Origin of the sequence: Maridesulfovibrio ferrireducens (assembly GCF_016342405.1) — a bacterium.
GTDB classification, from domain to species: Bacteria; Desulfobacterota; Desulfovibrionia; order Desulfovibrionales; family Desulfovibrionaceae; genus Maridesulfovibrio; species Maridesulfovibrio ferrireducens_A.
Map to the genome: position 1 here is coordinate 1 of NZ_JAEINN010000024.1, position 21,386 is coordinate 21,386.

Below are 21,386 nucleotides of genomic sequence, written 5' to 3' on the forward strand. Positions count from 1 at the left end.
TTCATCCTCCTTGAATGGGAGGAAGTATGTCATATGAGAAAATTAATGGAAGATGCAGCCGTCTGGACGGTTACCATCATTTGTTCTTGAGGCCCACTCACAATTGCGGGGTGATCGTTCAACTCTTGCCAAACAATCCCCTGCTCCAACGCATCAAGGAGTTTTTGCGGTGAATCTGCAATTTGTTCATACTCTTCTATATGATCGGCTTTTTTATATATAAAATCAAGATCATCTTCCCATGAGTGGGCGTGACTAGGTTTTGTAAAAACTGAATCAGTCTCAGTAAAAAGTGCTTCTTTATATTTTTTTATTGAAAATTCAAGAGCTATATGTCTCTGGGGATCTAAAAGAGTTTGTAGTTCAAATAGACTGGCTTTGCGTATGCCCGAGGATAACACCCCATCAAACTCAGGAGAAAGTGAAACCAATAATGGTGTGACCATAAGGCAACTATGGTCGACATCAATTGACAACTTCTCAGCTATTTCAGGGAAATTATCCCTGATTGCTATCAAAGCTTTAGCAAGTTGAACTTCACCTTTCTTTATCTTTTCTTCGTGTTCATAAATAGCATGCGTTTGCGTCCTGAAATATGTAAATTTAACTTCTATTACTAGCAGTTGATTATCTTTGCATGCCAAGACATCTATTTCACCTGCTTCATAGTTCCAGTTTAAAAGAACTGTATATCCTCGACCTTCGAATAGTTCCCCTATTCTATTCTCCATATTTGTGCTGAAAGTCTTATTAAATTCATTCTTACGAATTAAGGCGTTCAAAAGGGATGTCTTTACATCTCCATGATAAAATTGGGGCAGAACAAAATATCCTGATTCTCCCGATTTGATAAATTGAACGTTTTCAAGAGCTTTTGAGTGAGGGGGATCTGAAAAAATTTCTAACGCAACCCCGCTTTCGTATATCCCTTGTTTAGCTTGGTAATATTCATCTTCCTGCATCATTTTGATCATTTCGGACTTTGATCTATAGAATACAGCGGACGGTGTTATCATTCTTAATCCTGAATTTCCGAACAATCTGTTACTCATTTCATAATTATCTTTATGCTTCATTTTGTAACAACTATCGAATTTACTCATGATGTGAAGAGTCAAATGCAAATCAATATCCGCTTTATCGAAGCAGACATGGTCTACACCAACCATATCGCGGACAAATAAAACACCACCAAGAACAGATAAAGCCTGCAAACGGCTTTCGTCATTAGGTGCAGTTTCATTGATCTCTATTGCGGCATCGGTAAGTTCATAAGCGGGAAGCAAAGAATAAAAGACATGTATCAACTCAAATTTATAATGAGTAAGCTGCCACTGTTCCCACTTTTTCTGTGAAGAAGGAAGTATCTTGAGACAGTCTTTATCACTGACAGTCCAATCTTTGAGACAGAAATTATTGATAACCTGCTCAACCTCAATTACCTGATCCCAATCTTTAAAGGCTTCAAAACAATCAACGGAATTATGCTTATTAAGTCTTCTTTGAATTGATTTGAGCGCAACTTCAATACTTTTCGCCCCTCCATACGCGCTATCAGCTATCCGAGCTTTGACTTGGGATATGCGGGATATCATTTCAATTTGACTAGACCGTTTATATTGAAAGGCTTGTTCAGAAGGAGCCTGTTCCTGCAAGATATCTAAGTATACGGCAAAACTTGCAATTAATGTTTCCCAACTAATTTTTTGCAACAGCCCATTATGCTTTTCAGCATTCAGCTTTGCTCTTAAAAGCAGCCCCTTAAGTACTTTTGAATTTTCCATTAATTGCAAAACAACAGTAGAATCATTATATCCAAGCTCTTCGCAGACCATCTTCCAATACTTATCATTTTTTATAAAATCATACCTTTTCAAATACTCGACTAAAGAATCTGGGGATTGTCTAAGCTCTTGAATACGAGTTCGCTTAAATTTTTCTTTTTTCGCCACGAGACTTCCCTAAAATTAAAATTGATATACAGGTTCATCGATCAACACATGTATATCGATAATCACACAGACACCAGACAAATCGACCGACGAGACTAGTACTCAAGCATAGCAAGTCCATTCTAGTGCGAAATATACAGATCGTGGAATTCTGAAGACATGATCATCATAATTAGTGACATGACAATCATCAAAAACACCCGACAGCCACATATGTTATTTTAACCTATCTAAACATAGAAGGCCGCAGTCGCTTCATCTCTTCAACGACAACGATTGGCCTTATCAAGGTATCAGGCATAATCTCATACAGCCAAACAGAATTCTCAGGATTCCAATCTTCTTCACTGGCGACCTCATCACAAAATTCAAAAAATAACCTTATTTCTGAAGGAAGATGAGGCCTCAACTGCTTGCACAGATTCAGACCATCTTCATGAAACTCTTCACAGTTTAGATCAAATTCAGGAATGTTCTGTACCTCGAACTTTCGTTGCCAAGCGCAAAAATCAGCTACTAATTTTTCAGGTATATCAACAGGCCCACTCCACCAAGTATCACTCGCAATATTGGGCCCGACTCCACTATTCTCATTCAAATCACGTTCCCAAGCCCAGGCCCCGCCCCAGTCGAGCATGATCGTAATAGCAATCGTCATAATTCACCCTACCCGCGCTTCCGAAAAGGAATAACCTTACCACCGTCCCCGCTATCACCAAGCATATCAAGAGCACAGCGGGCAGCATCCTCATCACCGTGCATATACCGTAACGCCATAGCCGGAACTTTCCAGCCCATGACATCCATCAGGGAACGTAGATCCAGTACCTTTGCCAATTCGGTAGCGACAGTATGACGGATAGTATGAAAGCTAATGCGGTCCAATCTATCTCGCCCTTCGTTAAATCCAAGCTTGTTAACGACATTAGCAAATGCAGTTGGAGCCTCATTGTATGGCCCCCCTCTACTATTCAGAAAGACCTTGTCTACAGGGCCTGTGCGCTGAAGCTCAGAGATGAGTTCCGCAAGCGGTCCTGAGATAGGGATACGCCGTGATTCAGCGTTCTTGGTCTTTTCAAAAATGACGTGCGTGGAACTGACATTGCGCCACTCAAGTTTAAAAGCTTCCCCTGCCCTACACCCTGTAAGAAACGCAAATTTGGTAATCCTCCACGCAGAAAAATCCTTTTCGTGCAATAGTGCTAATATCTTCTCTGTCTGCTCGAGACTAATAACAGCGAGCCTCCGATTACTATCTCCAGGACCAGTCACACCAATATCTTTCCCTGTAGGGGGAAGCTGCTCTACAACCCCGCGAGTATGGCAAAACTTGAGAAAACGCCTAAGCGTTCCCGTTACATATTCAATAGTCCGCGAGGACTTTCCTGCATCATCCAGTTCAGCAACAAGCATATCGAACTCAGAAGCCCCCACAAGTCTAACCAACACATCACCTAGCAACGGCTGTAACCAAATCCTAAAATGACTGTCCTCCTTCCCCCAAGATGACTTCTTCTTATTACGAGACGCATGATCGAGATAAGTAGGCCAGAATTCGCTCACAGTCACATCTTTTGCTTTCTCAACCTCTAAAGACCTCATTTCTTCAACAGCCAACTCACGCTTTTGCTTCAGAGTTTGCGGAAACACGCCAAGCAACTGATTTCTTTTTAGCTCTCCTAAAATACGAGCCGCATCATCAGCCCGCACACCATTAGATGCCCACCCTAAAGCTTCAGTCTTTGTTACTCCATTGTATTTGTAGGTTATTGTGTAATACCGATCCAACCGCACTCCATGCCGTCGAATATCATGCTCACGATAACGCACCCCCGGAAACTTCGCTTTCACCCACTTTGTTTTTGAAGCCATCACCCCTCCATATTTTGTACAACCACTGTACAACTTTTTTGAGTTAACAGCAATGTAAAGCAGTGATGAAGAATGAATATAAAAAGGATAAAGACTTTTAATACAAGCATATTTTATTAGGAAAAACCTATAAACAACAATAACAACATACATATTTATTAGGGACTTAAAATCCCTCGAGCTTCGGCTTGTGCGGGTTCAAGTCCCGCTCTGGGTACCAACGAAAACATAATAAAACCGGCTAATTGCATCGCAATTAGCCGGTTTTATTATTTGTAGCGTTTTTTCATAAAATCATTTTGGAGCCATTAGTGTCAAAAATTATCCCTAAGCGTTCTATCCAGATACTAATATTATAAAAATGATCTCTTATTTAGTCATTTTTTTCCAACCTAACAAAACAGCCTCTCCCCTCATCCAACTTTTCCCACACAGCTATAGAACTATTTTTTACGGTATGTCTGAACTTTATTACAGATCTGAGTTGTATAAAAAGATCTAATATCTTAGTCTAAAACTAATTAAATATGAAGAGCCTCTTAAACCATCTTCGTTAACAATAAGAATACAAACAATGAAACATAAAATTTTATTTGTAGACGACAATCAAAATATGCTACGAGGAATCAAAGCCATGCTGCACTCTAGAAGAAAAGAGTGGGCATGCCGATTCGCTTCCAACGGAGAGGATGCTGTTGAATTGATTCAGCAGGAATCATTTGATGCAGTAGTTTCCGACATCCGTATGCCTGGTATGAACGGTATTGATTTTCTTAAAATTGTCGAAAAAATCCAGCCCGCGACCATTCGTATAATTCTTTCCGGATATACTGAAATTCAAACACTCCTGAAATCGACAACATGCGCACACCAATTTATTAGCAAACCATGCAGCTCGAAAACCCTTATTGATACAATACAGCGCTTAATCAAATTGCGGCATATTCTTAATAATAATGAAATAAGTACCATGGTGGCCCGGTTAAACTCCCTCCCTGCTATTCCAGACTTATATTTAAAAATATGCACTGAACTGGAAAAAGAAGAGCCTAGTCTCGACCGCGTAGGAAAGTTTGTAGAAAAAGATCCCGGAGTCTCAGCCACAATACTCAAAGTAGTTAACTCTGCTTTTTTCGGTTTTTACAACACGATATCCTCCCCATCCCATGCTGTTACTCTGTTGGGAACTGAAGCCGTTAAAGGGTTGGTTCTCGGAGTTCATCTTCTGGACAAAATAGATTTATCATCTCTCGCTGGATATTCAGTGGATAAACTCTGGACTCATTCCCTCCAAACCGGCGACTTTGCCAAGGCTATCGCAACGTTAGAAACAACAGACAAAACCTTCATCAGTTCTTGTTATGTGGCAGGAATTCTTCATGATGTAGGCAAGCTTATCTTTGTAACCAATATGGAAAACATATATAAACCAGTTCTTTTAGAAGTCCGTAAAATGGGAGGTCCAATAAATTTAAACGAAAAAGACAAACTGGGAGTCAGCCATGCTGCAATCGGAGCTTACCTGCTGGGGTTATGGGGATTTCATGAAAACATTGTTTCGGGAGTATTTGACCATCATACCCCCGAAAATTCAGAAGACGGATTAACCGTTGCACTTGTGGTTCATGCTGCCAATACGTTGCAACACGAACTTTATTATCCAGACTCAAACTTTATTTTCTCACCTATCAATCTAGAATGGCTGGAAGCGCAAAGTTTAATGGAACGATTGCCAGAATGGGTGGCAGCATGCACTAAATTCATTAACATTAACTGAATAAAAAAAGGGATTACGGAATAAAGCATGACGATAAAAGAACTGTTAGAAAACAAGGATAAACCTGTTATTGCTGCGAACACAAACGGCATCATAACAAACATCAACGATTCCTTTACCCGAGAATTCGGATGGACCGAAAAGGAACTCAAAGGAAAACCACTCACCGCAATAATTCCAAAACCTCTGAGAGACGCACATCAGCTTGGCTTTTCAGCTTTCTTATCAACAGGTAAAGCATCTATCCTAGGTCAACACCTAGATTTAGAAATTGCAAAGGCAGATGGTACAATAGAGTTAGCAAGACATTTCATCATCAGTGAAATTGTTAATGAAAAGCACTCCTTCGCCGCAACTATTGAACCCAGCAACAAGGAGTGAAGTTATCATGAGCGAAGGCCAGGAAAACCTCATAATCGAGCTCCGATCGATTATTGGGCGCCTTGAGGCAGTATTAAGCTCAATAGACGAAGCTCTGTTATGGACAGATGAAGAAGGGAAAGCCAAATGGTGCAATGACAGCTTCGCTAAACTAATAGGACTCAAGCGAATTTTCATCATGGGAAAATCCGTAACGGATATTTTCCACCTTTGCCTGAGAGGTCAGAAATTGCCGAACGAAGCTCATCCTTTGTTCCTTGCTTTATCCCAAAAAAGAACACAACAGGGTGACTATACTTTTGGCCCCAGCGATATCCCATTGTTTGTAAAAATTCAATATCTTGATATGAAAGAAACTCCGCCAAGCACCATCATGCTGGTAAGAGATTCTTCTCAAGAAAAAGAACTAGAAGAAGTCAGACTTCAGGGCGCGGCACTTGCAGCGGCGGCTGACGCAATAGTCATTCTTGACATTAACGGACGTGTACATTGGATAAACAAAGCGTTTACTCGAATGACCGGATACGATTATGATCATATTTACGGGAAAACTCTCAGCCTGATCAAATCAGACATGCAATCCAAAGATTTCTACCGAGAAATGTGGGGGACCATGCTTTCAGGATCACCTTGGTCTGGGGAACTCATCAATCGCCGCAAGAATGGTGAACTCTACCACGAATATCAAACTGTAACCCCTGTAACTAATTCAAAAGGTAAAGTTACAAATTTTATTGCCATAAAGAACGACATTACTGAGAAAAAGTTAGCTCAAAAATCTCTTGAAAACAGAGAGGCCAAACTCTCGGCACTATTTAACGGAATCATTGATGCCATAGTCACGGCAGACTCAACAGGCAAAATTGAAACAGTTAACCCTGCTGCTGAAAAAATATTCGGCTACGCCCCGGGAGAACTTGTTAATAAAAATGTTCGAATCTTAGTGCCTCCAGAACTCAGACCTGACCATGACAGCTATATAAAGCGATACCTCGACACAAGAATTCCACGTATAATTGGTATAGGCCGAGAAATAGAAGCGGTACGTAAGGACGGTTCAAGGTTCCCAATCGAACTTTCAATCACCGAAATTATTACGGCTGACTCAACTATGTTCGCAGCCATAGTTCGAGATATTTCTGAACGAAAACGACAAGAGAAAGAGCTTTCTCTTTTAAATGAAAAACTTGAGCAGAGGGTTCGAGAGCGCACGATAGATTTAGAGAACAAGACGCTTGAGCTAATGGAAGAAGTTGTAGAGCGAAAGCGTGCAGAAATGCAGATCAGGCAAAATAGCGAACTTCTCCGATCACTGCTTGATGGAATTTCTGCTGCATTCATAATCCTAAATCTTGAAAAAAGAACTATCGTTGAAATTAACGGGGTCGCTGAAAGCATGTTCGGTCTTTCAAAAAATCAAATTTTGAATAAAAATTGCGATCAAATTTTCAAAGTTCAAGGAAGCCTTCTCAAAACAGTTTGTCCTAATTCAATAGAAGGAGAAGCCCTTTCTGAAACTTATGTTCTCAACGCAAAAGGTGCCACTCTTCCTGTTGCACGACATGTACTTCCTATAACAATAAAAGAAACACCTCATTTAGCATTGCTTCTTTTTGATATTACCGCCCGGAAAAATCTCGAACACAAACTGGCAAGAGCACAAAAACTTGAATCCATAGGTAGACTGGCGGCAGGAATAGCTCACGAAATCAACACTCCAATCCAGTATATCGGAGATTCAGTCCAATTCATAAAAGAAGCTTTTAATGACTTTCTGAAATTGTCCGAAATCGAAGAAAAAATAATGGAGTCATGCAGAAAGTTCGAAGACTTCAAAGAAATCATGAAAAGTAGAGATCAGGTTGCCGAAGATGAAGATACTGACTTCATCATGAATGAGATACCGGAAGCATGCACTAGAGCCCTTGAAGGCGTTGAGCTAGTGGCAACAATTGTCAGGGCTATGAAGAATTTTTCTCATCCTGGAGAAAGTTCGAAACAACTAACTGACATTAACAAAGCCATAACAACAACTCTAACTGTAGCTCGCAACGAATGGAAATATGCGGCAGAAGTAGACCTTCAACTAGAAGACATCCCTATGGTTATGACTCTTCAGGGAGACATTAACCAAGTATTGCTGAACATAATTGTCAACGCGGCTCACGCTATACGAGATAAACATGAACAGCTTGGTAAAAAGGGCGAAATAACAATTGCGACAACCAAAGAAGATGGCTTTGTTGCAATAAAGATATCCGATAACGGAACAGGCATTTCTCCTGAAATATTAGATAATATTTTTGACCCCTTCTTTACTACTAAAAAAGTTAGAGAAGGAACCGGACAAGGTCTTGCCATCGTTCATGATATAATCGTGAGTAAGCACGGAGGCAGCATCGATGTAGATTCTAAATGGGAAGCCGGAACAACTTTCATCATCCACCTTCCATTGGAAGCAACCGCATAGCAACTGAGACGCTTAAAAAAACAGGAATAAGAGGATGGAAAAATCCAGAATTCTATTTGTGGACGATGAAATAAATTTACTAAAATCTATCAAAGCAATGTTCAGAAAACAGTATTCCGTTGATATCGCAGAAGGACCTGAAAAGGGAATTAAGATGATCAAAAATGGAAATAAATATGCTGTCATTATTTCCGACTTAAAAATGCCGGGCATGGACGGCATCGAATTTTTACATCGAGTTCAAAAAATCACCCCTGACACAACTCGCATAATGCTCACGGGACACGCGGATGTGGAGGCTGCGACTCTGGCGGTGAATAGAGGGCATGTATTTCGCTTCCTCACCAAGCCGGTACAAGCCGAGGAGATGCGCCGGATTCTTGATGCCGCGATAAAACAGTATTCACTTGTGACCTCGGAAAAAGAGCTTCTTCGCGGGACACTAAGAGGATGCATTCGAGTTCTGACAGATGTGCTTTCAGTCGTTAGTCCTGAAACATTCAGCCTAAGCCAACGTATCAAAAGACTGGCAGTAAAAACGGCTGAACGCCTTGGTATTCGTAATACCAACCAGCTTGAATTGGCTGCGATGCTTTCTCAATTAGGATGCATATCCTTAAGCGAATCCACCTTGCATAAAATTCACTCAGGTGAAGAGCTTACAGAAATTGAGCAAAAAGAGTTTGAATCCCACCCATCCATATCGGTAAAACTTCTATCAAATATTCCAAGACTGGATCAGGTTATCGAGATAATAAGCAAACAAAATAAAAGTGCTGAAGATTTTCCAGACATGCCCTTTGAATCTAAAATAATTAAAGCCTGCCTCGACTTTGAAACATTTAGAAGCAAAGGATTTGACTCATCAACAGCCTTTTCTGAAATGAAAAAAAACATCGAATGGTATGATAAAGATATAATTGAATCATTAGAAAGCGCAGCCACAATTGAAAGTCACTATGAGCAAGAGATGCTACCTGTTTCAAGACTTAAACCCGGAATGATCATGAACCAAAACCTAAGTACCCCCACAGGAGTTTTGATCATAGCAAAGGGGCAGGAAATCGGAGATGCGATCCTTGCACGACTAAATAATATTGCACGGAATAATAAACTTTCAGATCAAATTAATGTTCTAATTAGCAAAAAAACTTTCAAAAAAAATTAGCAAATCAACCACCACCTGCTTATATTTATACTTATTTTTTTATTTAATAGACCTGCGACCATAATTTAATATATAATAAAAATTACAATCACTCAGCTAATCTACCACAGCGGGGAAAAGATGAAACAGAGGGTCCTTTTCGTAGATGACGACAAAAACATCCTTGCCTCCTTCCGAAGCCTTCTTCGCAAGGAGTTCATTGTTGATACAGCTTCTCACCCAGAAGAGGGGCTTGCTATGTTCAAAGAAAAAGGACCCTATCCTGTCGTTGTCTCGGACTTAAAAATGCCTGACATGAACGGCCTTACCCTGCTTTCAAAAATCAGCAACTTAAATGAAGACACTGTAGGCATTATCCTTACAGGGCACGCAGATTTAGAAGCTGCTGTAACAGCTCTGAATCAAGGATATGTCTTCCGCTTTCTTACTAAGCCTTCTGACAAAGAAACCATTGTAAATGTAGTTAGCGCCGGACTTGACCAATACAATCTAATCACAGGTAACAAAGAAAAAGAGCGGATAATAAAGCAAGACTTAAGAGCGGCTGCTTTTATTCAAGAAAGTTTTCTCCCTCATGAACGGGCTGACATTGAAACTCTTTCCCTTAACTGGCTATTCAAACCCAGTGACTATGTCGGTGGAGACCTGTTCGATTTGATCCATCTCGACAAAGACAACACCGCTTTCTATATCATGGATATCAGTGGGCATGGAGTTTCTGCGGCGCTAGCAGCTGTATCAGTGTCCCTTCTGTTGGCACGTTCCGGCCATCTCACCAATTCCGAAACAGGCGAGATAACGCCTCCTTCTGAACTTCTGCTACAACTGGATAATGATTTCCCAATCGAACGATTAAATAAGCATTTCACTATGTTTTACGGGGTAGCAAACTCTGCTCGCAAGACTCTTCGTTACAGTAGTGCCGGACATCCTCCACCTATTCTGCTTCGTAGCAACGGAGCTCTTGAATACTTGGAAAAAGGGGGCAGTGTAATTGGTATGAATTCGGGAATTCCATTTGAAGAAGATGAGGTTCCATTCAATCCAGGAGACAGACTGCTCAGCTTTACCGATGGAGTATCAGAGTATCAGTCCCCTTCTGACGAAATGTTTGAATTGGAGAGATTCATTACTCTGGTCCAGGAATATCGAGACATGCCATCCCGTGACATACTTGATCGTATTTATGAAAAAATGATGCAATTTGGAGAAAATCGTCCACCTCAGGACGATGTTACAATCTGCTGCCTCGATTTTAAACAAGAGAGCGAAAAAAAATGAACGCTCTGTCACAAAATATTTTTCCCGAGCTAGCTGCAAGAATGGGAAAGGAAGCCCTTTCCCGCCGCTTAATACTTCAAGTTGAGCATTCCGCGACATTATACGGCAAAGGCAACGGACATGTGCATCTAGAAAACCTAGAAGGTTTTACTCGTTTTGTTGGCTCTGTATTAAAACTATCCGGCATGGCCGAACGCGGAAAACGCAACAGCCTTAAATTCAGGACAGAAAAAAACACTATAGAATTACCTGAACTTCCCAGCTCTTTTAATGGATTTAAAATATTGCACCTTTCAGACATCCACATCGACGGATTTACTGACAATGGAGCAGCTCTAATCTCATTAGTAAAGTCACTGAAATACGACCTGTGCGTATTAACCGGAGACTACCGGTTTCTTACTCACAATACATATGAAAAATCTTCGATAGGAATGGAACGGCTAATAGAAAACATACACTGCCCTCAAGGCATTTATGCGATATTGGGAAATCACGATTTCATTGAGCAAGTTCCAGCTCTAGAAAAGGCAGGAGCAAAGGTGCTTCTAAATGAACACACTCTCATCGAAAAAAAAGGTGAACAACTATTTCTTGCCGGAGTGGATGACCCTCATTTTTATGGATCTCACGACCTTGAGCGAGCACTCCAATCAAGGCATAATAAAACCACCACAATTCTACTCTCACACTCGCCAGAGTTATTCGCCGAAGCAGCACAATCAGATGTGGACCTCTACCTTTGCGGACATACCCACGGAGGCCAAATCTGCCTCCCCGGAGAAATCCCCCTCATTACTCATGCGGCGTGTCCCCGCAGAATTACTGCCGGCCGCTGGGAATATGGAAAAATGATAGGCTACACCTCACGAGGAGCAGGATGTTCAGGTGTGACGGCAAGGTTCAACTGCCCACCGGAGGCGACCATCCATACCTTGCGTAAAGCGAATTCAGAAGATTCGACCGGAGACGGAGCATGAAACCTGAATTCAACATAACTGAAAGGTTCGGTTCCGACCTGAGTAATCTTTCCATAAGCGCAGCAATGGTGAAACAATGTCAAAAAGCTCTTTCACTGCCAGACAACATTGCTCAGAAAATTGATCTTGCTGTATCGGAAGCAGTGTCCAATGCCATTCGGCATGCAGAAGCTTCGAAAGAAGATGGAATTGTGCTAAGTATCAAACTTAAAGGACAGAATCTTATCATTTGCGTGGAAGACAACGGTCCCGGATTTGATTTCGACAGCGTTGCGGAACCAGATTTAGAAAACCATCCTTCGGGTGGGTACGGGGTTTTCCTTATCAAGCAAGTCATGGACAAGGTTGAATATAAACGAGTTGAAAAAATAAACGAGCTGACTATGACCAAAAAAATCGCAGCCAGCGAATCGGAGAATTAGGAAATGGAATATCTTCTGGTTCTAGTTTCAGTCATGATGACAACACTCGGGCAAATATTTCAAAAACTTGGTGCAATTCGCATCAAGTGCGAAATGGCTGAGGGGAAAGGTGTTGTGGCAGCTGCGACCAACATCCACATATTTATGGGAATCGGGTGCCTCGGACTCGGGGCCTTTCTCTGGCTGCTTGTATTGTCACGTATGGAACTAAGCCTTGCTTACCCCATGCTGAGTCTTGGATATGTGCTAGTAACAATTGCCTCAAAATATCTTTTCAAAGAAGAAGTTCCACTGCATCGCTATGCAGGCATAGCTATTATCATATTCGGCATCATCCTTATTTCAAGAAGCTGAGAAGGAACATATGAAATCATACATGCTTGTAATCTTATCTGTTGTTCTGGGTGTTATAGGGCAACTTTTTATGAAAAAAGGGATGCTGGTTTTAGGACCACTCACAAACCCGGATTTGATGACATTTTTCCACATAATATTTCAACCGTGGGTTTTCTGCGGACTCACAGCTTATGGGATGGCTATGGTTTTGTGGGTTGCGGTACTTGGCAGACTAGACCTCAGCTACGCTTATCCACTCTTAAGTTCTGGCTACGTGCTTGTGGCACTTGGTTCGTGGTGGATGTTCGGAGACACAATTTCAGCATCCCGCTGGGCAGGAATTATTGTCATTTCAGCCGGAGTCGGCCTTACAGCAAAGAAATGAGGTGTTAACATGAATAATTGCGAAGAAAATATTTATCTTTCAGTTGTTATCCCTGCTTACAACGAGCAGGAGCGGATTGCTGATACACTTTACACAATAAAAGAATTCCTATCCAAACAACCATACAAGAGTGAGATCATTGTTGTGGATGATGGAAGCAGGGACTGGACAACAGAAGTGGTTAAGACTGTGGACATCTATGGTAGCGAGATGAAAGCCCAACAAGTCAGTGCCATCATGGAAAATGTTAAAAACGTTGGTAAAGGATTTTCTGTCGCAAGAGGTATACTCCGAACATGCGGAAAATACATTCTCTTCTCAGACGCGGACCTTTCAACCCCAATTGAAGAAATAAATAAACTGCTACCGATTCTTGAGCAAGGTTGCGAGGTAGTAATAGGTTCACGTAAAATGAAAGAGTCTGAAGTGGAGAAAAAACCTTTTTACCGAGAACTGATGAGTATTTTTTTCAACTCTGTTGTCGGTCTTTTTGCCATTCGGGGCATAAAAGACACTCAATGTGGATTTAAAGCTTTCCGCAGCGAAGCGGGCAAAGAAATTGCGAACAGACAAAAACTCTACGGTTTCAGTTTTGACGTAGAACAATTGTTTATTGCCCGTAAATTAGGATATTGTATTAAGGAAGTTCCAGTAAAATGGAGTCATGCCGAAGGATCAACAGTAGACCCAATAAGAGACTCTATCAGGATGTTTATTGACGTTATGCGGATACGTTTTCTGCATCGCGGAAAAGTATAATTTTATACGGAATTAACAGACAATCTGCAAAAGGAGTAAACTCATGATGAAACTCGATATTAAAAATCAGCAAGATATCTGTATTATAACACCGGGAACTACGCGTCTTGACGCAAGCACGGCTGTTGATTTCAAAACAGCTCTTCTGAATCTTATTAAGGAAAACAATATTCGCATCCTGCTCAATCTGGAACAAGTCGAATTCATCGACAGTTCAGGACTTGGGGCCATCATTTCTGCCCTCAGACAGGTCGGAGTAAAAGGAGACATTAAACTCTGCAACGTAAACAAGCAGATTATGGAATTACTTAGACTAACAAAACTCGATAAAATTTTAGATTCATTCGAAAACGAAAAAACAGCTCTTGAAGGCTTTTAGAGAAACGGGATATGAAGGAATTCTACTTCTCAGAATTTGAACACAGAACACCCTATAAACCCGTTCCTTTTTCGGGCGGCAGACAGTTTCTATATCAATATCTGGCTACCATAAATATAGCTATGGGAGTCTGGTACTTTCACTGGCGTTGGTTTTACTCTCTCAACACCGAAGCTCTTTGGTTTTCAATTCCGCTTGCACTGGCAGAAACTCTTGCTTTCTTAAGCACAACCCTTTTCATCATCAACCTTTGGGCTTACCGAGATGAAACGCCGAAAGCCCCTCCGTCAACAGTTAATGATATTCTTTTGGAAAAGGATAAACAACCTGTCGACAGGCCTATCATCGTAGATCTTTTTCTACCAACTTATACAGAAGACCCCGAACTGGTCCGCTACAGCATACGTGATTCCAAGGCCATCACCTATCCGTACCCAGCTGATATCCGTATTCATATTCTAGACGATGGCAAAAGAGATGAAATGCGACAAGTCGCTGAGGAGGAAGGGCTTAACTACATCACCCGCGATGATAACCGAGGGTTCAAAGCCGGCAATTTACGCAACGCCATGGAACAGACTTCCGGGGATATCATTGTCATTCTTGACGCTGATACCCGCCCTTTCCCTCAATTTCTGGAGCGAACTCTAGGGTACTTTAAAGACCCTGACGTTGCGTGGGTCCAAACACCGCAATGGTTTTATGATATTCCGGCTGGAACTACTCTGGAAAAATGGCTGGGTAAAAAGATAGGACGCCTCGGTTCCTTCTTTGGAAGAATGATTGAGAAAGTTGTCGGCCCTATAAACATAGGTCGCGACATTTTCGGAAGTGACCCCCGTATGTTTTATGACTGTATCCTCCGAAAACGCATGAACTTTAATGCATCCTTCTGCTGCGGAGCTGGTTCCTTACATAGACGCGAAGCTGTACAGAGGGCTGCGCTCATCCGTTATGCTGAGGAAATAGAACGTCACGCAGACCACGCCACTAGGGACACTGCTGATCCAGAACTCGCCGAAGCCATGCGTTTTGGCGCCATCAGAGGGTTCATGAGCGAGACAGAAGTTACTCCTTATAAATATCACGTGTCTGAGGATATTTATACATCAATGCTTCTTCATGCTGACCGGTCCAGAAGATGGAAATCCATTCATCACGCGGAAGTACTTTCAAAAATGCTAGCACCTCAAGATATTGAATCATATCTTACTCAAAATTTTAAATACTCCAGTGGAACTTTAGACCTGCTGCGTAGAGACAATCCAGTATCTCTCCCCGGGCTATCTAAAGGTCAAAGGCTGATGTATTTTTCATCAACCTTTTCATATTTTGCGGCATTCTGGATGGTAATATTCTTAATTACTCCACCAATTTTTTATTTCACCAATATTGTGCCGGTAGACGGATTCAATCTGGATTTTTTCATCCATATTTTGTCCTTCCAACTTATCAGCCAGATAACATTTATGTTTGGGACATGGGGCGTGAACACCCTAAGAAATGTTCAATATTATATAGCTTTTTTCCCACTAAATATAAGGGCGATATGGACTGTTCTCAAAGGTAGTACTATCAAATTCAAAGTTACGCCAAAGAGAGGTGAAAGCAGAGCGAGACTGGACTTAGTCCGACCGCAAATTTTCATTATTGCTTTAAACTTTGCAGGAATATTCTGGTATATAGGAAGAATCTTCCTCGGATATGAATATGATCTGCTGGGATTCATAATTGCAACATTCTGGTCGCTTCTGAATATGTCCTCACTATTTGTAATTATACGTGCGGCAACCTGGAACTCACGCAGCAATCAACTGAAATAAAGTTATATAAGCATTGGAGACAACTATGAGTTTTAAGGGTGAATTGATGGAAATGCGAAGTCAAATTGCCGTCATATTGGGGCTTATCACAACAGGGATAATCATTTTTCTCCTGACAGATCTCAGCTACTTGCAAACCGAGCGGATTGTTACGGGAACAAATTCTGAGGGGAAAGCAGTTCCGGCAATTACGTTCACTGCAGACATTCCCCTTGCCGCTCACCGTAACTTAACAGCAGATGAGCTTAAAACAGCTAAGACCGCCTGGACGTATTTTGAAAACAACTGGAACCCTGAAACCGGACTAGCCGATTCAGTTTCCGGATTTCATTTCACGACTCTATGGGACACAGCCTCATATCTACTCGGGCTTATTTCAGCACATAAGCTTGAAATCATCAGTGATAACACTTTTCATAGCCGTATGACAAAAGCTTTGGATTCATTAGCTACAATCCCTCTATATAACGGAGAACTGCCAAATAAAGCATACGACACAAAATCTCTTTCCATGACAGATTACCAGAACCAGCCCTCTGAAACAGGTACAGGATGGAGTGCTATAGACATTGGAAGGTTGTTCGTTCCCTTCAACGTGATCATATACGAATACAGCCAATACACGCCTAAGGTGAGAAAAATAATCTCCCGCTGGAATTTTAGCCGCATGTTTATAAAGGGGCAACTTTTCGGTGTCACATACAAAAACGGCATAGAGCAACTTAATCAGGAAGGACGCTTAGGGTACGAAGAATATGTATCCAAGTCATTCGCACTGCTCGGATTCGATATAAGTGAAGCTTACAACTACTTAGACCACACTGGTTTTGTGGAAATTGAAGGAGTGAAAGTTCCTGTTGATATTCGCAGTTCTGCCCGCTTCGGTGCCCACACTTATGCTCTAAGTGAACCCTATATTTTAGACGGACTGGAATTCGGTTGGGATTATTTTTCAAATGAATTCTCTTACCGAATATACCTTGCCCAAGAAAAAAGATGGGAGAATACAGGAATACTGACAGCCGTTACCGAAACAGCTCTGAACGAAGACCCCTATTTTACATACAATACTGTCTTCGGCGAAGGAAAACCGTGGGCTTGCCTTACTTCCGAAGGTCTTGAATCTGCTAAGTGGAGAACTGTAAGCACCAAAGCGATATTTGGCTGGAACAGCTTATATGACACAGCATATACGAAAATGCTCCTTGAAAAAACTCTGCAACTCACCACAGATAAAAATGGATTCTATGCCGGAACTTATGAAAATGACGGTAGAATAAATTCAGTTAACACCTGTAACACCAACGGAGTCATTCTCGAAGCCCTGTGCTATAGAAAATTCGGACCATTCCTCCGGATTCAGGGTAAGGGGAATAAGAAATAATCATGTTCTCTGGCAGAGAATGGATACTTGCAGTGTTTCTGGTGCTATTATCAAGCACCACCTGCTACGGAGAAAATAAACCTTTATATATAAAAGATATTCCTAGTCCGGGGATGAAAACGCTTGGTCAAAAGAATAAAAGCTGGAGCTTTCTGGACATGATGGAAAGGTCATTTAAAATAGATACGGAGCGATTTAACGGCAAACAATCTTTCGGAGAAGTTCTGGCAAGGGAAATGTCCATAAACGTGGGATACACAACCGCCGTAACAAGCATTCAGCAAGCAAATAGCAACGGAAAATCACCTAAAGAAATCGTAAAACAAACTTTTACCGAAACAATTGGATTTAACGGACTTTCACCATATTACGGCAGAGTTACTTTCTATCAATATGCAGACTCGACATATCAACAAGGATATGAACCAGATTTCAGTTATAGCTTCGGGGTTGCAAACTACGCCCCGGACACACTTAGTATTGAATACTCGAACTACGGAGGCAACAGACTTTCCCCTAAAGTGGGTGAAGAATTTACTGACTTGAATCAGGGAACAATAACAACCACCTACAGGTTTGAAGTGCCTGAATCGGTCGTACGACTCCTGCACCCTGATGATGAAGCAAGAATTTTGGGATGGGCATCATATAATCTAACCCCAGAATACCAGCCTGGCAGATGGTGGAAACAATGGTTCGGGCTGGGTTTTTCTGTTCCAATATGGAATAATATCAGCATCTGGGCGCAGGGTAACCTTTATCCAGATTCATCACAGACAACAGCAGGCGATCCTGATTTTACATATGGATTCGGTTACTATGACTGGTCTCCCGGAGGATTTATTCTTGCCTTCAGCAGTTATGCTCCTAACGGTTTTCCGTGGGGGGATAGTAACAAAAAAGGAGACTTCATGGATGGAAGCGTATTTTTCGGTTATAATCTTGATCTTGAATCCATCTGGAACTTTTTCACAGGTAAGCAGAGTAGAACAAAATCAAAGCCAAGCAAGGCTCGTCCACCATGGGGACCAGGCTATATGGAATGGTGAGGATTAAATGAAAAAGAAAAGAAATCTTGTCAGACTATTGCAAGTAACCGCACTTGTTACGGTATTATTTTCCGTGTGCGGGTGTAAACTGCATTCACGTTCAGCAAGTGATGATATTTTCGCATTCAAAAGAGTTTCCACGAAACCTTCGCCAAGACATGCTGTCGCTACAGGTCACTTTTGGGAGCAAAAATCACCTGCGGTTCTTTCAGAAAAAGATACAAACAACGCAAAACAAGCATGGGCTTATTTTGAACGCACAATATTTCCAGAAACAGGCTTACCGCAGGGAGCTGTCGGCAGCGACACCCTGACCATGTACAATATAGCCGGATATCTGGCAGCACTGACATGTGCTAAAAGGCTTGAAATAATAGACAACATTTCTTTCCACACTCACATGACCAAATTAGTTACATGGCTTAATTCCATGCAATTAAACTCAATTGGAACTCCCAACACGTTCTATAACGCTCGAACCGGACAAATGATCCAAAATAATGGACAGCAGGGTGAGGATGGACATTCTGCCATAGACATTGGTCGCATGTTAATCTGGTTACGAATTGTCCGTAACGAATACCCTACCCATGCAGCAGCGATAGACAGAGCGGTGCTACGATGGAATTTCAGAAAAATGCTTGACGCCGAGGGACTCCTTTATGGAGCATATAAAGACAATTCAGGACAGCTGAAATCTTATAGACAAGGCCGATTAGGTCCATTGCAATATGCGGCAAAAGGTTTTGCTTTATGGGGCTTCAATGTGAAAGCTTCCATGCTTACTGATCATTATTCAATGGTAACAATTAATGAAATCCTCCTTCCATTTGATAATCGCCCTATCAAAGAAGCCGGACTCCCGCGCTCGCAAGGTGAACCTTTTCAGATTGGTGCAGTTGTAACTGGCAGTAGTCTGCTGGGCGGAATAGAAATGGGATGGTTGACCCCAGTCTACGGAATGGAAAACACCTTATGGCCTGAAGATGAAACTTCCCGCCAACTGGCATCGGCATCCTATGAAGTTCAACAATCCCGATATGAAGTAGAGGGATTACTGACAGCACGGACAGATCACAATCTTGATCACCCTCCATATTTTGTAATAGATTCAGTCCTTGCGCTCGGAGAACCTTTTGCCACAATAGACAAATCTGGGAAGAGCCACCCCGAACAAGCGTGCGTTTCCACTGGGGCCACATTCCTACTTTGGGCCATGTTCGATACACCATATACAGACCTGCTCATGAACGCGGTTCCGGATATGTTTGACAGTTACGGCGGATGGTATGCGGGCTATTACGAAGATAGCGGAATACCGAACAAATCAATTTCCCTAAATGATAATGCCGCAATTTTAGAAGCACTTACTTTCGTCCATTCAGGCATACTTTACAGAGATTCAACCATACCCGGCTATTGGGAGCTGACTCTCAAAAGCGAATCATTTGAATCACTGGGACTCCCGCCGTCGAAATTCCAAACAGAATTTCAACCATTGCTACCTTTGGCAAAAGCGGAGCCGATGCCATGAGAGTAAATTTCATAAAATTAATTTCAACAGTCATGCTCTTCGCATTTGTAATTTCTGGATTTGCAGCCATGTTTCCCGCAAATTTAGAAGCTGATTTCAAGCCAGCAGTTAAACAGGTGCCAAGGCAAGGGCCGCTCACACCTAGAGAACAAAAATGGGCTGAAACCGCATGGGATTACTTTAAAAACAATGTTAACCCGCAAACCGGACTTGCTGGAGCACAGCCGAACTACTCCCCTTTCACAATGTGGGACCTTTCAGCACATATAGCCGCGGTAGTTGCAGCTAAAGAGCTTGGTATTATTGATAGCAAAGATTTTGATTCGCGCATTAGAAAAATTGTTTCATGGCTGAATGTCATGGAACTTTTCAGGGGAGACCTGCCCAATCAGTTTTACAGTGCGGACAACGGCGCAATGGTGGACTGGTCTAATCAACCTGGTGCGCTGGGATGGTCAGCTCTAGATTTAGGCAGACTACTTACATGGCTGAAAATTCTAAAAGAACGCTACCCGGAGTATGCAGAACAAATTGATAAATCCGTCATGCGCTGGAACTGGTCCAAACTTATGGACCGACAAGGCATCATGTTCGGGGCAAGTTACTATCAAAGAGATGAAAACAATCTGATCCACTACGCTGAAGGGCGCCTCGGATATGAAGAATATGCTGCGAGAGGATTCGGACTTTGGGGAGCAGACACAACGACTGCTTCCAAAATTGATCCATACTCAACCATAACTATATACGGAGTTCCAGTTCCTTTTGATGCTCGGGACCCTGAAAATGAACATGCACCGAACTTCGTGGTAACAGAAAATTACGTTCTTGACGGAATTGAACATAACTGGGACCTGCCCGGAGATCGCAATACCAATGTGAACCGCCATAGTGATCCTATGCAGGCTAAATTTGCTTGGAATGTATATAAAGCTCAAGAATCACGTTTTTTAAATACTGGAATACTTACCGCCAAAACTGAAGATGCCGTCGATAAGGCGCCCTACTTTATCTACGATACAATTCTAGGACAGGGAATCCCGTGGGCAACGCTAAGCCACGAAGGAACTCCGATGCCGGAACTCTCCAGCCTGAACACCAAAGCAGCTCTAGGCCTGTGGGTTCTCTTCAAATCTGATTATACAGACCTTCTGGCAGAGGTTGCCTCCACCATGTACGAACCGGGTAAAGGATTCTATGTGGGCCGTTATGAAAAAACGGGGAAGCTCAATCACGCCATTACCTTGAACGGAAACGGTGTAATCCTCGAAATATTACTCTACAAAACTCAAGGAAAGTTGCTGAAATATAGTGATAGCAAAAGTTACTGGGATAAATTCTTTAAAAGTAATTCTCTGCCATCTAAAGCTCTGCCACCATGGAAATATCAACCTTACATAACCATACACAAATATGACCCTTGATGGAGATTTC

The 21,386-nt window shown here is 41.9% G+C and carries 19 protein-coding genes; 16 read left to right on the plus strand and 3 right to left on the minus strand.

Annotation, left to right across the window (positions count from 1 at the left end; translation table 11 throughout):
• Nucleotides 1-29: 29 nt before the first annotated feature.
• From JEY82_RS17885 to JEY82_RS17895, 3 genes are all read right to left on the minus strand, one after another.
• Entirely contained in the window at nt 30-1,952 is a 1,923-nt protein-coding gene (locus tag JEY82_RS17885) for a hypothetical protein (protein ID WP_304088184.1), read from the minus strand.
• A gap of 226 nt (nt 1,953-2,178) precedes the next feature.
• Nucleotides 2,179-2,610 (minus strand): hypothetical protein, encoded by a 432-nt coding sequence (locus tag JEY82_RS17890; RefSeq protein ID WP_304088187.1) that lies wholly within the window; start codon nt 2,608-2,610, stop codon nt 2,179-2,181.
• 8 nt (nt 2,611-2,618) lie between these two features.
• Nucleotides 2,619-3,824 (minus strand): site-specific integrase, encoded by a 1,206-nt coding sequence (locus tag JEY82_RS17895; protein WP_304088190.1) that lies wholly within the window; start codon nt 3,822-3,824, stop codon nt 2,619-2,621.
• Between the two features lie 574 nt (nt 3,825-4,398).
• Here JEY82_RS17895 and JEY82_RS17900 point away from each other — a divergent pair.
• The 16 genes from JEY82_RS17900 to JEY82_RS17975 all read left to right on the plus strand — a co-directional run bounded on the left by JEY82_RS17900 (nt 4,399) and on the right by JEY82_RS17975 (nt 21,376).
• A complete protein-coding gene (locus tag JEY82_RS17900) occupies nt 4,399-5,601 on the plus strand; it encodes a response regulator (RefSeq protein WP_304088192.1) in 1,203 nt (400 codons plus the stop codon).
• 27 nt (nt 5,602-5,628) lie between these two features.
• Nucleotides 5,629-5,982: a PAS domain S-box protein gene (locus JEY82_RS17905; protein WP_304088194.1), complete on the plus strand. Its 354-nt coding sequence runs from the start codon at nt 5,629-5,631 to the stop codon at nt 5,980-5,982.
• 7 nt (nt 5,983-5,989) lie between these two features.
• Complete coding sequence (locus tag JEY82_RS17910; protein ID WP_304088197.1) at nt 5,990-8,452, plus strand: PAS domain S-box protein; 2,463 nt, start codon at nt 5,990-5,992, stop codon at nt 8,450-8,452.
• Between the two features lie 34 nt (nt 8,453-8,486).
• Nucleotides 8,487-9,620: an HD domain-containing phosphohydrolase gene (locus JEY82_RS17915; RefSeq protein ID WP_304088200.1), complete on the plus strand. Its 1,134-nt coding sequence runs from the start codon at nt 8,487-8,489 to the stop codon at nt 9,618-9,620.
• 120 nt (nt 9,621-9,740) lie between these two features.
• Nucleotides 9,741-10,901, plus strand: a complete 1,161-nt coding sequence (locus JEY82_RS17920; protein ID WP_304088203.1) for a PP2C family protein-serine/threonine phosphatase — start codon at nt 9,741-9,743, stop codon at nt 10,899-10,901.
• Entirely contained in the window at nt 10,898-11,881 is a 984-nt protein-coding gene (locus tag JEY82_RS17925; protein ID WP_304088207.1) for a metallophosphoesterase, read from the plus strand. The genes JEY82_RS17920 and JEY82_RS17925 overlap by 4 nt, the downstream gene beginning before the upstream one ends.
• A complete protein-coding gene (locus JEY82_RS17930; RefSeq protein WP_304088210.1) occupies nt 11,878-12,303 on the plus strand; it encodes an ATP-binding protein in 426 nt (141 codons plus the stop codon). The genes JEY82_RS17925 and JEY82_RS17930 overlap by 4 nt, the downstream gene beginning before the upstream one ends.
• A 3-nt stretch (nt 12,304-12,306) precedes the next feature.
• The gene (locus JEY82_RS17935; protein ID WP_304088212.1) at nt 12,307-12,657 is read left to right on the plus strand and encodes an EamA family transporter; all 351 of its coding nucleotides are present in this window, start codon (nt 12,307-12,309) and stop codon (nt 12,655-12,657) included.
• Nucleotides 12,658-12,667: 10 nt separating this feature from the next.
• Nucleotides 12,668-13,024: a hypothetical protein gene (locus JEY82_RS17940; protein ID WP_304088215.1), complete on the plus strand. Its 357-nt coding sequence runs from the start codon at nt 12,668-12,670 to the stop codon at nt 13,022-13,024.
• 9 nt (nt 13,025-13,033) lie between these two features.
• Nucleotides 13,034-13,783 (plus strand): dolichyl-phosphate beta-glucosyltransferase, encoded by a 750-nt coding sequence (locus JEY82_RS17945; RefSeq protein WP_304088218.1) that lies wholly within the window; start codon nt 13,034-13,036, stop codon nt 13,781-13,783.
• 43 nt (nt 13,784-13,826) lie between these two features.
• The gene (locus tag JEY82_RS17950; protein WP_304088221.1) at nt 13,827-14,162 is read left to right on the plus strand and encodes an STAS domain-containing protein; all 336 of its coding nucleotides are present in this window, start codon (nt 13,827-13,829) and stop codon (nt 14,160-14,162) included.
• 11 nt (nt 14,163-14,173) lie between these two features.
• Nucleotides 14,174-15,985: a glycosyltransferase gene (locus JEY82_RS17955; RefSeq protein ID WP_304088223.1), complete on the plus strand. Its 1,812-nt coding sequence runs from the start codon at nt 14,174-14,176 to the stop codon at nt 15,983-15,985.
• Between the two features lie 25 nt (nt 15,986-16,010).
• A complete protein-coding gene (locus JEY82_RS17960; RefSeq protein WP_304088226.1) occupies nt 16,011-17,369 on the plus strand; it encodes a DUF3131 domain-containing protein in 1,359 nt (452 codons plus the stop codon).
• A 2-nt stretch (nt 17,370-17,371) separates the two neighbouring features.
• Nucleotides 17,372-18,418, plus strand: coding sequence for a hypothetical protein (locus tag JEY82_RS17965; protein WP_304088229.1), 1,047 nt, complete (start codon nt 17,372-17,374; stop codon nt 18,416-18,418).
• Between the two features lie 7 nt (nt 18,419-18,425).
• Nucleotides 18,426-19,952, plus strand: a complete 1,527-nt coding sequence (locus JEY82_RS17970; protein ID WP_304088232.1) for a DUF3131 domain-containing protein — start codon at nt 18,426-18,428, stop codon at nt 19,950-19,952.
• Nucleotides 19,949-21,376, plus strand: coding sequence for a DUF3131 domain-containing protein (locus JEY82_RS17975; RefSeq protein WP_304088234.1), 1,428 nt, complete (start codon nt 19,949-19,951; stop codon nt 21,374-21,376). Before JEY82_RS17970 ends, JEY82_RS17975 begins: the two co-directional genes overlap by 4 nt.
• Nucleotides 21,377-21,386: the final 10 nt, after the last annotated feature.

What these genes read in the sequence shown, in the direction of transcription:
- JEY82_RS17925 (WP_304088207.1), top strand. Translation starts at nt 10,898, where the DNA reads ATGAACGCTCTGTCACAAAATATTTTTCCCGAGCTAGCTGCAAGAATG.
- JEY82_RS17905 (WP_304088194.1), top strand. Translation starts at nt 5,629, where the DNA reads ATGACGATAAAAGAACTGTTAGAAAACAAGGATAAACCTGTTATTGCT.
- JEY82_RS17920 (WP_304088203.1), top strand. Translation starts at nt 9,741, where the DNA reads ATGAAACAGAGGGTCCTTTTCGTAGATGACGACAAAAACATCCTTGCC.
- JEY82_RS17975 (WP_304088234.1), top strand. Translation starts at nt 19,949, where the DNA reads ATGAGAGTAAATTTCATAAAATTAATTTCAACAGTCATGCTCTTCGCA.
- JEY82_RS17965 (WP_304088229.1), top strand. Translation starts at nt 17,372, where the DNA reads ATGTTCTCTGGCAGAGAATGGATACTTGCAGTGTTTCTGGTGCTATTA.
- JEY82_RS17970 (WP_304088232.1), top strand. Translation starts at nt 18,426, where the DNA reads ATGAAAAAGAAAAGAAATCTTGTCAGACTATTGCAAGTAACCGCACTT.
- JEY82_RS17895 (WP_304088190.1), bottom strand. Translation starts at nt 3,824, where the DNA reads ATGGCTTCAAAAACAAAGTGGGTGAAAGCGAAGTTTCCGGGGGTGCGT.
- JEY82_RS17945 (WP_304088218.1), top strand. Translation starts at nt 13,034, where the DNA reads ATGAATAATTGCGAAGAAAATATTTATCTTTCAGTTGTTATCCCTGCT.
- JEY82_RS17950 (WP_304088221.1), top strand. Translation starts at nt 13,827, where the DNA reads ATGATGAAACTCGATATTAAAAATCAGCAAGATATCTGTATTATAACA.
- JEY82_RS17930 (WP_304088210.1), top strand. Translation starts at nt 11,878, where the DNA reads ATGAAACCTGAATTCAACATAACTGAAAGGTTCGGTTCCGACCTGAGT.
- JEY82_RS17960 (WP_304088226.1), top strand. Translation starts at nt 16,011, where the DNA reads ATGAGTTTTAAGGGTGAATTGATGGAAATGCGAAGTCAAATTGCCGTC.
- JEY82_RS17935 (WP_304088212.1), top strand. Translation starts at nt 12,307, where the DNA reads ATGGAATATCTTCTGGTTCTAGTTTCAGTCATGATGACAACACTCGGG.
- JEY82_RS17915 (WP_304088200.1), top strand. Translation starts at nt 8,487, where the DNA reads ATGGAAAAATCCAGAATTCTATTTGTGGACGATGAAATAAATTTACTA.
- JEY82_RS17900 (WP_304088192.1), top strand. Translation starts at nt 4,399, where the DNA reads ATGAAACATAAAATTTTATTTGTAGACGACAATCAAAATATGCTACGA.
- JEY82_RS17940 (WP_304088215.1), top strand. Translation starts at nt 12,668, where the DNA reads ATGAAATCATACATGCTTGTAATCTTATCTGTTGTTCTGGGTGTTATA.
- JEY82_RS17910 (WP_304088197.1), top strand. Translation starts at nt 5,990, where the DNA reads ATGAGCGAAGGCCAGGAAAACCTCATAATCGAGCTCCGATCGATTATT.
- JEY82_RS17955 (WP_304088223.1), top strand. Translation starts at nt 14,174, where the DNA reads ATGAAGGAATTCTACTTCTCAGAATTTGAACACAGAACACCCTATAAA.
- JEY82_RS17890 (WP_304088187.1), bottom strand. Translation starts at nt 2,610, where the DNA reads ATGACGATTGCTATTACGATCATGCTCGACTGGGGCGGGGCCTGGGCT.